This window comes from Actinoplanes derwentensis (assembly GCF_900104725.1).
GTDB classification, from domain to species: Bacteria; Actinomycetota; Actinomycetes; order Mycobacteriales; family Micromonosporaceae; genus Actinoplanes; species Actinoplanes derwentensis.
Genome location: NZ_LT629758.1, coordinates 7,308,864 through 7,322,645 on the forward strand (window position 1 = coordinate 7,308,864; position 13,782 = coordinate 7,322,645).

A 13,782-nucleotide genomic window follows, 5' to 3' on the forward strand; every position below is an offset into this window, starting at 1 on the left:
AGAACGCCGAGGAGTTCCAGTCGGGGCGGCACAAGAATCAGGGCTGGTCGTGGTCGAGGTTGCGGCGCCGCTCCCGGAACGCACGCAGGTTGGCCGTGTTTCCGCAGGTGCTGACGTCGTGCCAGACCCCGCTGTTGTTGCGGGAGGTGTCGAAGAACGCGGCCCGGCAGGCCTGGTTGTTGCAGAGTTTCAGCCGGGGCCAGAGCCCGGCCTGCTGGGCGAGCAGGGCCTCGGACCAGAGCGCCGACGCCAGCCACCGGACACCCCGGCCGGTCGGCACCACCCGCACCCAGCCCGTCCCGTCCGGCACCAGGCTCACCTGCACGTCGGCCGGGGGGAGCATGTCGTCCGGCTCCGGCTGTGGACCGGCCACCACCACCTGCTCGAAGGCACCCCGCAGCCGGCGCATCGACCGCAGGTCGGAGGCGGAGAGCAGCAGAGTCGGCGCCGGCAGGCCGGAGACCCGGGACCAGAGACCGAGCGTCTCGGTCACCCACCACTGGGCGTCGTCGGTGGTGGCCAGCAGGTCAGGAGCGTAGGACATCGCCGCTCTCGTGTTGAGCAACTCCTGGACGAGGGCGAACCCATTCGGCGCCTCCCGCACGCCGTGCCGCGCGCTGGCCTTCCATGACATAGCCAAAGCCTACTCGGCTCTTTTTCCTCCAGCGTCGGAGCACCACCCTGCCGAGTGGAAGCGGCCTGTTCATCGGTGGACAGTGGTGAATGTCTCTCTAGACTCGACCTGTGCGCAGAGTTCTGGTGGTCACGATCACGGCGATGCTTCTGGCTGCCTGTGACACGGATCAAACTCCTGTTCCGGAAGCAGCTCCGTCACCCTCGGTGTCGACCCTCGTGCCCACGCCCGCGACTCCCGCTCCCGTCCTGCCGCAGCGCCCGGAGAAACTGCGGCACGGCGCCAAGAGCGACGTCGTGGTGCAGTTGCAGGAGCGTCTCACCGAGCTGGGCTACTGGAACGGCACAGCCGACGGGAGGTTCGGCGGGACCACTCAGCAGGCCGTCTATGCGCTGCAGAAGGCAGCCGGCCTCCGCCGGGACGGCACGGTCGGACCCAAAACCTGGAAAGCCTTGGACCGGGGCGTACGACCGGAGGCCCGCTCCACCAGTGGAAAGCTCATCGAGATCGACCTGAAGCGGCAACTGCTCCTGGTGGTCGAGGACGGGCGGGTCGGCCAGGTCTTCAACACGTCCACCGGCTCGAACGAGTACTACGAGCACGACGGGCAGACGTACCTGGCCGACACCCCACGGGGAAGGTTCACGGTGGGCCGTCAGATCGACGGCTGGCGGGACGCCCCGCTCGGCCTGCTCTGGCGCCCGAAGTACTTCAACGGTGGCATCGCCGTGCACGGTGCCCCCAGTGTGCCGCCCTATCCGGCCTCGCACGGCTGCGCGCGGGTCACGGTGGCGGCGATGAACTGGATGTGGAAGAACGACGCCATCCCGTTGAAGACCAGGGTCTGGGTCTACTGACCGGCGTCCACCAGCTCCCGCCGGCGGCGAGGAGCCGGGATCACCGGGGCGTAACCGGGCGGCCAGGCGGCACCGTGGATCTCGGAGCAGAGCACCACGCCCAGCCACGGCACCCACGGGCCGGTGATCTCCACCGAGCGCCCGTCCCGGACGTCCAGCGTGAGCGCCCAGTCACCGGGCCGGGGCCGCAGGCTGGTCACCGACCGCAGCCGGAACTCCTCGCCGCCCAGGATCAACCGCTCGCTGGTGACCACCGCGAGCCGGCGACCGGCGCCGGTCACGTCGACCGGGAACCAGCCGTACTGCTTCTCCCCTGATCGGAGCGGAATCGTGGGGCTGACCGCAGCGGGCCGGCCGCCACGTTCCACGAGACCGGTCAACATACTCATCGACCGGAAACCGGCCATGAGCTGTCCAGGGTCGTAAACCGACAACACATTCTCCTTTTCTGTCCCCAGAACCCTGGCACGAACGGGCCTCGCACGCACAGCGAATACACACTGTCGGTGGGTATTTAGCCGATTCACCGGATCAGCCCGGATACTCCCGGTCCGACCCCGGCCACAGGTAACGGGCTCGCGTCTCCTCTTACCCGCGGGCGAATCGTTCTCCACCTTCCGGTGGAGGGCGGGTTCTGGATCTCCGTCCAGCGCCGGCGGCCTTCGCCGTCCTGACTTTCCCGGGAATCGCCTGCGCCTCGATCCTGTGGATCCAGGCAGCCCTCAGCGGCATGAGCCCGCATTGACCGGTGAACATATCGTACCGATCATGTCCAAAATAGTGGTGGTGGCGGCCACCGGCGGGATCGGCCGCCATCTCTTGAATCAGTCTCTGGCCGCCGGACACGAGGTCACCGCTGTCGTGCGAAACCCGCAGCGGCTCGGCAGCACACCGGCTCGAGTGGTCCGATGTGACCTGGCGCTACCGCAGGCCGGCCTGCTCGAGGACGCCGTCGCCGGTGCCGACGCCGTCCTGTCCGCGCTGGGTGCGCCCACCGCGGCCGAGACCGGTGTCGCCTCCATCGGAACCCGGGCCGTCGTGGAAGCGATGACGGCCACCGGCGTACGCCGTCTGATCGTGGTCAGTGCCGCATCGGTGGGCACGGTGGCCTCGCCGGGGCGGCCTGATCCGCCCCGGCACAATCCCGGCGACGGGGTCGTCATGCGGCACCTCATCGCCCCTGTGGCGAAGAAGCTGTTCCGGCGCCACTACCTCGATCTGGCCGTCATGGAGGACATCCTGCGCGACAGCGATCTGGCCTGGACCGTGTCCCGGCCGCCGCGACTGCTCGAAACACGACTGCGCCGCCGTTACCGGACAGCCTTCGACGTCAATGTCCGGAGCGCGATGTTCATCTCACGCGCCGACGTGGCATCGCACATGTTGGCCATGATCGATGATCCGAGCACCGTTCACCGCACGGTCTCGATCGCATACTGACCTACCGTTCGGTGGACACCGCTGTCGTGTCGTCGGCGTCCCCGCCGAGGTCGCGACCACGGTGCTGTGACTGGTCCAGGAGTCGGTGACCAACGCCCGGCGATACGCGTCCGGGTCCAGATAAGCGACAACGGCCACTCACCCCACCGGGCGGACGGACGCGCGCAGCGCATCGGCCAGCCACTCGTACGGAAACTGATCGGGTGGCAGGTTGTTGACGGCCGTGACCAGCTCCATGTACCGATCGAACGGCCCCTCCGGCGGCGTACGCTCCCACTCCGCCCCGGCCAGCATGTGGTCAGCTGTCTGGATCCGAAACTCGGGCGTGTCCGGAATCCCCGGATCGTCCGGTGTGGCGAAAACGCCGGTCAACCAGTCCATCCACTGGTCAGCGACCTCCCGCCCCCGCGCCGAGTCCGGCGACGTCTGGTCCCGGGCCGCGTCCACCACCGCCTGCCCGACCGACGCCCCCGCTTCCAGCCGGTCCAGCATGGGTGCCGACGACATCAATGGCCCGACCCCGGTGGTGCACGCCTCGACCAGCTCACGCCGGACGGCCTGCCGAACCTCGGTGTCCCCGACCAGTTCCGCCAGCTCGATCCAAGCCTCCAGCTGAGCCGCGACCGGCTGCTCCGGCAACTCCGGACGAGCCGCCCGCCACCACTCGACCATCCGCTCCGGCGGCTCCCAGCCAGCGGTGACCTCGCTCCAGAAGTCGTCGATCAGCCGGTCGCGCTCGTCATCCGCCATGCCGACCAGCTTGTGCATCAGCGTGACCTGCTCAGCCGTGGAATCCTGCCGCAGAATGACCGACAGCACCGCCCGGCGACTACGCAACCGAGCCTCCTGCCGCTCCAGCAGAGCGAGGTGAGCGGCGGCCAGCTCGCGCAGCGTCGCTTCCCCACCCAGCACCCGCCGGATGTCCTCCAGCCCCGCACCGAGCTCCCGCAACGTCCGAACCAGCTCCAGCCGAGCGATCCCCGACACGTCATAGAGCCGGTGCCCACCCGCCCGGCTGGCCACCGGAGCGACGACCCCGGCATCCGCGTAATACCGCACAGCACTGACACTCAGCCCGACCCGCCGAGCAACGTCCCCGATGCCATAAAGCTCACTCATGCCCACCGGCCCACTATGCGATCTCAACCCACTTGAGGTGCAAGCCCACAAACTTCATCTTGCTCGTCAGGCCATCGACGGTAGTATCTCCGGGCTTTGGCTTTCAACGGGGAGAAGATCCACATGCGACGACAGATCTCAGCCGGCGTCCTGATGGCGCTGGCCTTGCTGATACCCGCGGCACCCGCGGCAGCACAGGCCGTGACGCCCGGGCTCGACGCGGATTGCCAGACGGTCGAGCGCAAGCTCTTCAAGGACATCCGCACGCTGGTCACCATCGACCTGGACACCGCCACCGATACAGAGGTCCGGGTCCTCGCCAACCAGATCCTGGCCGCGACGAAAGCCGAGTCGTTGCCGGTGCTGTCGCGCGCGATGCAGGAGCGGCTGGACGGCACCGAGGAAGACCTGCGGGCGTTCCTCAAGAAGAGCATGTATTCCGCCTGGACGGTGGATCTGCGGATCGCGGTCGGCCGCACGACGGTCGACGCCGGCACCAACGTGCAGGCGGCCGCGCAGAAGGCTCTCAACGACGGAGGCATCGACGTCTCCCTGGCCTTCCTGAACGAGGGCCTGTACGTCGCACGTGCGCTCGACTGCGCGGCGCAGCCCTCGCCCTCGGCGAGCGCCACGGCCAGCCCCTCGGCGAGCGCCACGGCCAGCGTCACGCCCAGTGCGACATCGACCGCCACACCGGTTCCCACCGCCTCCGCCAGCACGGACACCCCCGGTGGTGGCGAGGACGGCGAACTGCCCCTGACCGGCGCTGACACCGGGATCGTGGCTGGCGTCGGCGGTGCACTTCTTCTCCTGGGCGGTGCCGGCTACCTGATCGGCCGCCGCCGTCGTTCCCGCTTCGTGGCATAGCCTTCACCGGGCCGGGTCCGAGGACCCGGCCCACTCGCCCGGCGATTGCGGGGCACTCATCGCCGGGGTAGCACTCCGTTGAGGATGAGGTCGACTGTTCCGGTCATCTCTGCGGAGGTCTGCTCCACCTCGGAGTCGACCGCGTCATGAAGTACGGAGTCAATTACGACCACAGCTTCATCGTCACCCACCTCGGCGTCCACGGCCCCCACAAACACCGCTGACCCGCCTCGAATCTGACACTGTTCAGACATTCGGACCTGGCCGTGCCCCGCCGGCGTCAAGCCCTACCCGAACAACCGCGGTTACGGCTATCTCGCCCGTGCCCTGCCGCGGACCGGCTTCGTGGTCGTCTCCCCGACCGCGAACGGCCTCAACCATCACATGGGCACCGCCCCCGAGCGAGCCCACCTGATCGACAAGCACCTCGCGATGCTGCAGCAGCTCACCACCACCGGCAAAGGGCTGGGCGCCCTGCCCGTACCAACCGGCAAGACCCCCGTCAACGGCGTAACCACGGAGATCGAGTCGTTCGGCCACTAGGTTCAATCTTTTAGATCAAGGCCGCCGGGTACGGCACACAGCCGGCCGAGCAGCACGACGAGACCCATAACGGCGGGGAGTGTCATCCCAGTTAGGGCCTGGCCATCTCAGTGTCCATCGACTGCCATAAGCACAATCCGGTCATGCCGTCCTCATGCAGTTCTGTCCGCGCCACATAGACGTGGCCATCCCCGTAAGAGCCGCTGTTGCAGGTGGCAACGGTTACCTAGTCGCGCGCCGGCCTGCAGCACCGCGACGGCTTAAATGCCGCCCACCAGGCTCAGGTAGCCGGTCAGGGCACGTTTCAACTCCTGGGCCAGGGCTTCGCGCTCCGGCTCGGCGGCAGCCACGATCGAGCCCATCAGGGCGGCGACGATCTGCACCGTGACCGTCGACGTGCGCTGCACGGCGTCGTCGGGCAACTCCGGCGCCCGCTCCCGGAGGAGGACGGCGACCCGATCCGTGACGCCGTCATGCAGGGGCTGGCCCCGGTCACCGATCAGCACCTTGGCGCCCGGGTTCGCGACGTGGAAGGCGACAAGCGGGTCCACCACCCGGGAGACCAGGTCGGCCAGCGGCAACTCGGCGGCCGAGGTGGCGTCGAAGGCAGTCGCGTGCGCCTCGCGCAGTTCCTCCAGCAGTCGCCGGGACAGCGCCTCGGCGATCGCCTCCTTGTTGGAGAAGTACTGGTAGAGCGACCCGGGCGACATGCCGGCCCGGGCGGCGATCGCATTGGTGGACGTCCTGTCGTAGCCGGCCTCGGCGAACAGGGTGAGGGCCGCGTCCAGGATGTCGCCGATCCGGCGTTCGCCGCGAACCTGCCGTCTGACCACCGCGCACCGTCCATTGACGAATACGAGCGATCGCTCGTATTCTGCGTTTTACGAGCAGTCGCTCGTAATCCCGGGAGCCTACCAGGGGTGATTCCTGTGCTCTTCCGTCATCGTCGCCTGATTCTGCTGCTCGCCGTGGCCTTGACCGTCGGCCTCGCCGCAGTGGCCGCCGGAGCGATGAACGTCCTCGTCCTGAGCCGCTGGGAGGCACCCGGCAGCGAGTCCGTCCAGGTGCAGGAACTGCTGGAACGCGACTACGGCACCGGCAACGCCAACCTCGTTCTGCTGGTCACCGGTGCGGTCGACGACCCCGCGGTGGCCACGGCAGCGGGCCTCGTCGCCGACGAGTTGGGCAGCGAGCCGTCGGTGCTGGACGTCTGGTCCTACTGGTCGCGGGGCGGCGATCCGACGATGCGCAGCGAGGACGGCCGGCACGGGCTGATCCTCGCGCACGTCACCGGCGACGCCACCAGCGCGCGCCTGCAGATCCGGGAGCGGATCCTGCCCGCCTACACCCGCGACACCGGGGTGATCCGGGTCGACATCGGCGGCGCCGAAGCCGTCTCCGGGCAGGTCAGCCAGCAGGCCACCCGGGACTTCCTGCGCGCCGAGGAGCTGATCGTTCCGGTCATGATGGTCCTGCTGGTGCTGCTCTACCGGCGATTCCGCCTCGCCCTGCTCACCCTCGGCATCGGCCTGTTCGCCGTCATCGGCACCCTCGCCGGGCTGCGGATTCTCGCCGGGTACACCGAGGTGGCGACGTTCGCGGCCAACATCACCCTGGTCATGGGCGTCGGCCTGGGCATCGACTACAGCCTGTTCGTCATCGCACGCTTCCGCGAGGAACTCACCGCAGGCGTGTCCGTGCCGGCCGCGATCACCACGACGGTACGCACCGCGGGCCGCACCGTCGTCTTCAGTGGACTGACCGTCGCCGCCTCCCTGTCAGCGCTGCTGCTGTTCCCGTTCGCGTTCCTCCGGTCGTTCGCCTACGCCGGAATCCTCGTCGTCGCGCTGGCCGTGGCCGGAGCCCTCACCATCCTGCCGGCCGCCCTGGCCACCCTCGGCACCCGCGCGCTCCGCCGCAACCCGCCGCCGCCCCGCACCGACGGCTTCTGGACCCGCACCGGCGGACTCGTGATGCGCCGCCCGATCCTGGCCACCGTCGTCGGCCTGCTGATCGTTGCCGTCCTCGCGGCCCCGGCCCTGAGCCTGCGCCTCGGCCTGCCCGACGACCGGGTGCTACCACCGAGCGCCTCGACCAGACAGACGTACGACGTGATGCGCGCCGGATTCCCCCAGGAACCACAGGACGCCCTGCACCTCGTGACCGCCACGACCGATGTGGCCGACTACGCCGCCGCAGTGTCCCGGGTGCCCGGTATCGCCCAGGTCAATGCTGTGAACGGGATTTTCGACGCGGGTACCCGTACCGGCGACGTCCCTGATCCGGCACGTCTCGCCGGGCCCGCCGGGACCCGCCTCGAGGCCGTTCCCACCCGCGACGTCCTCGCCGGAACCGAGACCCCCGCCCTGGTGGCCGCGGTCCGCGCGGTCCCCGCCCCACCGGGCGGTGTGCTGGTCGGCGGCTACCCCGCCGAACTGACCGACTTCCGGGCCATGCTCACCGGCCGCATCCCGCTGGTCGCCGTGGTGCTGCTGACCATCTCGTTCGCCGTGCTGTTCGCGATGTCCCGAAGCCTGCTCATTCCGATCAAGGCCACGATCCTCAACCTGCTCAGCCTCTCGGTCATGTTCGGCGTGCTGGTCACCGTCTTCCAGAACGGCTTCCTCGCTCCGGTTCTCGGCTTCACCCCGATCGGCACCCTGGACCCGGCATTCCCAATCCTGATGTTCTGCGTCGCCTACGGCCTCTCCATGGACTACGAGGTCTTCCTGCTCTCCCGTATCAAGGAACGTTACGACGCCACCGGTGACAACACCCGCGCCGTGCTGGACGGCCTGCAACGCAGCGCACCGCTAATCACCGCGGCCGCCACCATCCTGGCTGTGTCGTTCGCCCTCTACGCCACCGGCGACGTGATGTACCTCCAGATGGTCGGCGTAGGCATCGCCGTCGCCATCCTCGTCGATGCCACCGTGATCCGCGCCATCCTGGTCCCGGCCCTGATGCGCCTCGCCGGCCGGGCCAACTGGTGGCCCGGCATATGGTCGCCGGGACAGACCGTCGGCACAGACCACCGGAGAACACCATGAGCGAACACCGGACCGAGTTGCTCGATGCGGAGCGGCGGCTGCAGCAGGCCCAGCGTGACGGCGACGTGAACGCGCTCGACCTGCTGCTCGACGACCGCCTGGTCGCGATCGGGCCGGACGGGACCAGGTTCCGCAAGTCCGACGACCTGGACGCCTACCGCGCTGGCACCTCGAAGATCGACACCCTGGTCGAGGAGGATCTGGCCTTCGTCGTCGCGGGAACGACCGGTGCGACCTTCGCCCTGTGCTCGGTCACCGGCACGTTCGGCGGCGAACCGTTCGCGGCCCGGCTGAGATACGCGCGCACGTGGACGTACCAGGAAAAAGAGGGCTGGCGGATCGTCGCGGCGCAGATCTCCCCCGCATGATCGCCCCGGCCGTGAGCGGCCGGGGCGACAGCGTTGAGCTGAGGAGGTGGCCGATGCTCTCCAGGGCGAAGAACTCGGCCGGTGAGGTCACGCCGGAGTTGAGGCGGACGAACGCGTCCATCGCCTCCTGCTTGCCGGCGATCGCCGAGATCAGCTGGGCCACTGCACCTCCCGATGGCCGCTGCTTTACAGCCCGGAAACTGACCTGGTCAGTACCGGCGAGCCGGTACTGCCCAGGTATTCAATCGAAGACAATAATCGGCTCATCTCTCGCCCAGTCCAGGTTTGTCTGGCCAGGACCCGGAAGGCGATTCGAAGCCAGGCTGCTCGCGGAGTAGTCCACAGTTCATGCGTTTGCTCGGTCCGGGTGGCTGCTGCTACGAAGCGACCCTGATGAAGGACATGGTGTCATTCTTCAAACGACCGCCCAAGCCATCGAAGTTGATCCGCTGGCCGGACAACAGCCACGTGCTGGCGCCCTGGGCGTTGAAGTCCGCGGTGACCCGGACGTCAGAGCCAGTGTTGTTGATGATCGAGGAAGCGGCGTCGTTGGCGGCGTGGCCGTTGTAGAAGTGCCAGCCCGGCAGGAAGTTATGCACGCCGCTGTAGACGATGAGGACGCTGACCGTCAGATTGACGTCCTGATAGATGCAGACCCGGACCGGCTCACCCGACTCGACATCCGTCGACGCGACCGCCTCGGTGGTGTACTTCATGAGTACGAACATGCCGCCTGATCTGCGCGGACATCTTCTCGGCAGGTACAGGGCAGACAGCAACACGTCGATGACCTGGCTGTACTGGTCGATCGCGCGGTACACGTTCCGCCAGACGCCGTTGACCTTGACGTATGTCGGGCGTTGCCAATACGTCCGAACTGCCGAAAGTCCGGGTGCGCGAAAGGGCGCCCGCTTGACGAGGGGCGCCCTTTTCGGCGTTGATAAGCAGGTAAAGCCTAGAACCAGACTTTTCGGCCACCGACGGGGCGGCCGACGGCACCGAGGATCCAGAGGACAGCACCGATGACCAGGAGAACGATGCCGATCGTGTAGAGGATCGACACCTTGAGGAAGATGCCCAACAGCAGGAGGATAAGCCCCAGGACCAGCATGAATTGCTCCGTTTCGTCGGCGGGTGTCTCCCGCCGACCGCCCTGTACCCGACATGACCGAAAGCTAATCCGGTCGATGGTTAGCCCGTACTACCGCTCGACAAGGTCGGGCTGGGGCGGGCCGCCTTCGGCGTGGCGGGAGCGGATAGCGCGTCAGAGCAGGTTGTCATGACCGCTTCGTAGTCTGCCCACCGGGACGGCAACCTCGGCATCTTCGGCAGCCGGTGCGCCGCATCTTCGGTTGGGCAGCGTTCGGCCTGCCGAAAATACGTTCGAGCAGCTCAGGCGGCATGCTCGTATTCGTGGAGTACACCGCCGAGGCGGTCACGTCGACGGATGTCGAGTCGGGTGAGCCGGTCCGGGTCGGTGATAGGTGCGGGTCATATGGGATCGTGTTGATCTCCGGTCGCCGGATCAGCAGGAGCGCCGGGCCAGAATGCCGGTGGCACAGGCGATGCCACCGGCACCGCGGAACAGCTCCGGGACCGCCACGACCGCTGCGCAATCCACGCCGCGAGCCGCCAGGACCGCCCGGAGATCGCCGGAGCCGTCGGTCATCACGACGCGCCGGGTGCCGATCACGACGAAGTTGAACGCGTAGCCGTTCACGACCTCAGGCGTCTCCGGTACGTCGATCAGATCGAAGCCGTGCTCCAGCAACCGGTGCTGGCCATCCGGATCGAGTCGTTCGGACCGGATGGCCAGTAGATCGGCGTCCAAAACCTGCATTGTGCCGAGCAGATGCTGGATACCGGCTGGCACGTCCAGGAAGACGGTCTCGGCGCCCTGTCTGTGTGCCTCCTCCGCGATCGACTCGGCACCCGCCCGGTTGGTGCGGCGACCGATGCCGACGGCGACCAGATCCGGGCGCAGCCACAGCGCGTCCGCGCCCTCGAACAGCGCCGCGCCGCTGATCGTACGGAGCACCGGTATGTGCAGCCAAGTGCACAACTCCTGTGCCTGCAACTCCTCCCCGGTCCGGGCGGGGCTGGCCATCCGCGAGATGAGCGCGCCCTCACCGGTCATCCAGAACAGGTCGCGGACGTACATGGCGTTGCCGCCGGCGAGGCTGCCGGGACGGGTGCGGCAACTGGTGCACGCGGATACCGAGGGCCTGATAGGTCTGGCGAGCCGGTCCATGTCCCGGGGCAGCGCGGTGGCATCCATCCTGCCGAGGTGCTGCATCTCATCGGGGCCGCCGGCGGTCAGGGCATGGGCCGTGGGCGTGTGTAGGGCGACGTCGGTCAGCGTGTCGTACTCCCGGTGGACCCGCATGGACGCCCATGGCCAGCCGTCGGTGATCTCTTCGGCCAGCGTGCCGGGCCGGTCCCGCCAACCGGGACCGTGGTATGCGGCCGGTACCGGGCTGGGCGGGGTCACCATCGACTTGTGTCCGTGGAGTGACCGAGCACCCCAGCGGTCTCCATCACTTCGGGATCGGTGGCGGCGGCGAGGACGCCGGCACCGGCCGTCCGCCACCGGTCCGGAGTGGGCACCGCGGTCGCCATCACCAGCGGCATATGGTCGAGCCGGGGGCGGGTCGGGCAAGCGGGCGAAGCGGTGGATCCGTGTGAGTGTGGCGGCGCGTGTCATGGGGTTCAGGAGATCCTCGAAGCGGATACGGATGATCGCTTCCGCGGCGTCCGGAGTCAGGTCGCGAACGATCGCCCGGTGCGCGCCGAGCCATTGCCGGGCGCAGACGACCGGTAGCGGTGCGTCCGTGTAGCGCTGCCAGCCGGGGAAGATGTCAAAGTTCCACCACCGGCGCGCAGCGTCAGAGAGTTCGGAGTAGCCGGGGATGGTCAGGGTCGCCTGATCGCTGACGTCGTAGGAGAAGAAGCCCCGGCCGAGCGCGTCACGTAGGTCCATGGAGAGCCGGGCCAGGTCGATCGGGGTGTCGGCCGGCACCGCGTCCGAGCCGTCGGTGTGCCGGTCCGGGCGCCTTCTGGTCGCTCGGTGGTTGCTCGCCGGTTGGCTAAAACCGTCCAAGCCGTACCAGGATTTCTCGATCCCGAATCCCCGATGCGCCAGCGACACGGCCCACCAGTCATACTCTGACCAGCAAAAACACAACGGATGGGGTATCCCGTTGGGCTCCAATGCCCATCCACCGGTACGCTGTCCCCGCGGGCTGCTAGCTCAATGGCAGAGCTGAGGACTTTTAATCCTTAGGTTCGGGGTTCGAATCCCCGGCGGCCCACCAGCTCTGAGCTGCGGAAACGTCCTCAGTCTCATTGATTATTGTGAATCTAGGTAGCTCCGTTTCGGGTAGATTCGGAGCTACCTAGCACCTACTCAGCTAGCCCGGCGCGTGAGCCTCGGTACCAAGGCGGCGGCGGCCTCGGCTTTGGCACGTTCCGTTTCCAGTTCCTGGATGACCGACGTGTAGGTATCCGAGGTGATGGTGATCGTGGCGTGGCCGAGCCTCCTTGATGTCTTGCAGGTCCGAGCCGGAGGCTTTGAGGAACGTCGCAGCGCAGTGACGCAGGTCGTTCAGCCGGATCGGTGGAAGGCCGGACTTCTCCACGAGGTCGTCGAAGCGTTTAGTGACGGTGTCGGGGTGCCAGGGTGTCAGGGAGACTCAAGGCATGGCGGTTGGGATATCCGGGCTGGTATTCGAGGTGCGCTGATATCGCCGAACCTTCGGGTGGTGTTGAAGCCGATCTGTGCTCCGCTGTCGGTTGTCGTTGGTGGACTCCGCATGTCCTGTGCGTCTGCTGGCCGAGGCCGTCCAGCCGGACCGGCTCGCTCGACGAGCGAGCCGGATACCGGAGCTAGTGGACGGTGATGGTGACGGCCTTCTCGGGGCCGTAGTAGCGGTAGCTGTCACCGGTGGCGTGGGTTACCGGGGTGATGAGGAACCGGTACTTGTGGTGGCGTTTGACCTTGGTGATGGTGATCTTGGTGCGCCAGGGATAGAAGCGGCTGGTGTGGTTGCGCTGGTCGACGACGGTGACACCGCTGAGGACTCCGGCGCGGAGGTTGGCCGGTTTGGTCCAGGTCAGCACGATGCGGCGTTTGCCGTTCTTCTTGACGACTTTTGCTTTGAGGTTGCGGACTGCGGTGGGGCGGCCGATCGGGGTCGCGGTGACGCCGGCGCTGGTTTTCGAGGTACCGGCCGGGTTCACCGAGATGGCGGTCAGGGTGTATTTGGTACCGCCGGTGAGGCCGTCCATCAGACACCGTGTCTGAGGTGGTGCCAGGACGCAGGTGTGGGCGCCGGGTGTGGCGGTCACGGTTGTCGAGGTGGTCGGCTTGACTCCGGGGTCGACCCGGATGTCGAGGGCCTCGTAGTCGACGTTGACTGCCGTGATTGTGGGGGTGCCGGGCTTGTCGAGGCTGTGGAAGGTGAGGGTGGCCCATTCGGATTGGCCGATGGCGTTGATGGCGGCCAGGCGCAGTGCGAAGGCACTGGAGTAGGTAAGGCTGTTCTGCGCGAGGGTCAGGCTTGTCGCGGCCGGGCCGACGTTGATGTCGGTCCAGGTGGAGTAGCCGTAAGGGGAGTACTCGGCAAGGTATCCGGTGACGGCGCTGCCGCCGTCGGACTTCGGCGCTTTCCATGTGAAGACAATGCTGGTCGTCCCCGAGACATAGCCGGCGGACAGTTGCGGTGCGTCGGGCACCGTTTCGTCGGCGTGTGCGGGTTCGGCGGGGCCGGCGAGGATGAGGACCCCGGCCAGTATGAGGTAGCCGAGATGGCGTAGCGCCCGGCGGCTGGCCGTGGTCTGTTCGGTGAGCACGGGTTCTCCAGATGAATGGGGATCGGAAACCATCGTGGCCCGACCGGAGCTCC

At 67.5% G+C, this 13,782-nt stretch carries 14 protein-coding genes and 1 tRNA gene; 7 read left to right on the top strand and 8 right to left on the bottom strand.

Annotated elements, in window-relative coordinates:
* Window positions 1-37: 37 nt before the first annotated feature.
* On the bottom strand, window positions 38-634 hold the full coding sequence (locus BLU81_RS32210) for a CGNR zinc finger domain-containing protein (protein WP_092549786.1): 597 nt from the start codon (window positions 632-634) through the stop codon (window positions 38-40).
* A gap of 110 nt (window positions 635-744) precedes the next feature.
* On the opposite strand from BLU81_RS32210, the gene BLU81_RS32215 reads away from it, so the two are divergent.
* Entirely contained in the window at window positions 745-1,491 is a 747-nt protein-coding gene (locus BLU81_RS32215; RefSeq protein ID WP_231953611.1) for a L,D-transpeptidase family protein, read from the top strand.
* Here the strand turns inward: BLU81_RS32215 and BLU81_RS32220 are convergent.
* The gene (locus tag BLU81_RS32220; protein WP_157751860.1) at window positions 1,485-1,925 is read right to left on the bottom strand and encodes a hypothetical protein; all 441 of its coding nucleotides are present in this window, start codon (window positions 1,923-1,925) and stop codon (window positions 1,485-1,487) included. The two genes, BLU81_RS32215 and BLU81_RS32220, sit on opposite strands and share 7 nt — an antisense overlap.
* A gap of 334 nt (window positions 1,926-2,259) precedes the next feature.
* Here BLU81_RS32220 and BLU81_RS32225 point away from each other — a divergent pair, with 334 nt between their 5' ends.
* Entirely contained in the window at window positions 2,260-2,931 is a 672-nt protein-coding gene (locus BLU81_RS32225; RefSeq protein WP_092549792.1) for an NAD(P)-dependent oxidoreductase, read from the top strand.
* A 138-nt stretch (window positions 2,932-3,069) separates the two neighbouring features.
* On the opposite strand, the gene BLU81_RS32230 is transcribed toward BLU81_RS32225, so the two are convergent.
* Window positions 3,070-4,056: a MerR family transcriptional regulator gene (locus BLU81_RS32230; RefSeq protein ID WP_092549795.1), complete on the bottom strand. Its 987-nt coding sequence runs from the start codon at window positions 4,054-4,056 to the stop codon at window positions 3,070-3,072.
* 117 nt (window positions 4,057-4,173) lie between these two features.
* Between BLU81_RS32230 and BLU81_RS32235 the strand changes: the two genes are divergently transcribed.
* Both BLU81_RS32235 and BLU81_RS32240 read left to right on the top strand, forming a co-directional pair.
* Window positions 4,174-4,917, top strand: a complete 744-nt coding sequence (locus BLU81_RS32235; RefSeq protein WP_092557945.1) for an LPXTG cell wall anchor domain-containing protein — start codon at window positions 4,174-4,176, stop codon at window positions 4,915-4,917.
* A gap of 345 nt (window positions 4,918-5,262) precedes the next feature.
* Window positions 5,263-5,460 carry a hypothetical protein gene (locus BLU81_RS32240; protein ID WP_092549798.1) on the top strand — a complete coding sequence of 66 codons (198 nt, stop codon included), beginning with the start codon at window positions 5,263-5,265 and terminating at the stop codon, window positions 5,458-5,460.
* Window positions 5,461-5,720: 260 nt separating this feature from the next.
* On the opposite strand, the gene BLU81_RS32245 is transcribed toward BLU81_RS32240, so the two are convergent.
* Window positions 5,721-6,293, bottom strand: a complete 573-nt coding sequence (locus BLU81_RS32245; protein ID WP_197686004.1) for a TetR/AcrR family transcriptional regulator — start codon at window positions 6,291-6,293, stop codon at window positions 5,721-5,723.
* 87 nt (window positions 6,294-6,380) lie between these two features.
* Here BLU81_RS32245 and BLU81_RS32250 point away from each other — a divergent pair, with 87 nt between their 5' ends.
* On the top strand, window positions 6,381-8,510 hold the full coding sequence (locus BLU81_RS32250) for an MMPL family transporter (RefSeq protein ID WP_197686005.1): 2,130 nt from the start codon (window positions 6,381-6,383) through the stop codon (window positions 8,508-8,510).
* Window positions 8,507-8,878, top strand: coding sequence for a nuclear transport factor 2 family protein (locus tag BLU81_RS32255; RefSeq protein WP_092549801.1), 372 nt, complete (start codon window positions 8,507-8,509; stop codon window positions 8,876-8,878). Before BLU81_RS32250 ends, BLU81_RS32255 begins: the two co-directional genes overlap by 4 nt.
* 377 nt (window positions 8,879-9,255) lie before the next feature.
* Here BLU81_RS32255 and BLU81_RS48700 read toward each other — a convergent pair whose 3' ends face one another.
* The 3 genes from BLU81_RS48700 to BLU81_RS32280 form a co-directional block, all read right to left on the bottom strand.
* Window positions 9,256-9,699 (bottom strand): peptidase inhibitor family I36 protein, encoded by a 444-nt coding sequence (locus BLU81_RS48700; RefSeq protein WP_197686006.1) that lies wholly within the window; start codon window positions 9,697-9,699, stop codon window positions 9,256-9,258.
* A gap of 134 nt (window positions 9,700-9,833) precedes the next feature.
* Window positions 9,834-9,989, bottom strand: coding sequence for a hypothetical protein (locus tag BLU81_RS49315; RefSeq protein ID WP_092549807.1), 156 nt, complete (start codon window positions 9,987-9,989; stop codon window positions 9,834-9,836).
* A gap of 414 nt (window positions 9,990-10,403) precedes the next feature.
* On the bottom strand, window positions 10,404-12,026 hold the full coding sequence (locus BLU81_RS32280; protein ID WP_092549810.1) for a dimethylarginine dimethylaminohydrolase family protein: 1,623 nt from the start codon (window positions 12,024-12,026) through the stop codon (window positions 10,404-10,406).
* Between the two features lie 91 nt (window positions 12,027-12,117).
* Here BLU81_RS32280 and BLU81_RS32285 point away from each other — a divergent pair.
* A tRNA-Lys gene (locus tag BLU81_RS32285) sits at window positions 12,118-12,192 on the top strand.
* Window positions 12,193-12,763: 571 nt separating this feature from the next.
* Here BLU81_RS32285 and BLU81_RS32295 read toward each other — a convergent pair.
* Window positions 12,764-13,729: a fibronectin type III domain-containing protein gene (locus BLU81_RS32295; RefSeq protein WP_172890658.1), complete on the bottom strand. Its 966-nt coding sequence runs from the start codon at window positions 13,727-13,729 to the stop codon at window positions 12,764-12,766.
* Between the last annotated feature and the right edge of the window lie 53 nt (window positions 13,730-13,782).

Excerpts from the sequence above, each read along its gene's own strand:
- BLU81_RS32210 (WP_092549786.1), bottom strand. The coding sequence starts at position 634 with ATGTCATGGAAGGCCAGCGCGCGGCACGGCGTGCGGGAGGCGCCGAAT.
- BLU81_RS32225 (WP_092549792.1), top strand. The coding sequence starts at position 2,260 with ATGTCCAAAATAGTGGTGGTGGCGGCCACCGGCGGGATCGGCCGCCAT.
- BLU81_RS32235 (WP_092557945.1), top strand. The coding sequence starts at position 4,174 with ATGCGACGACAGATCTCAGCCGGCGTCCTGATGGCGCTGGCCTTGCTG.
- BLU81_RS32255 (WP_092549801.1), top strand. The coding sequence starts at position 8,507 with ATGAGCGAACACCGGACCGAGTTGCTCGATGCGGAGCGGCGGCTGCAG.
- BLU81_RS49315 (WP_092549807.1), bottom strand. The coding sequence starts at position 9,989 with ATGCTGGTCCTGGGGCTTATCCTCCTGCTGTTGGGCATCTTCCTCAAG.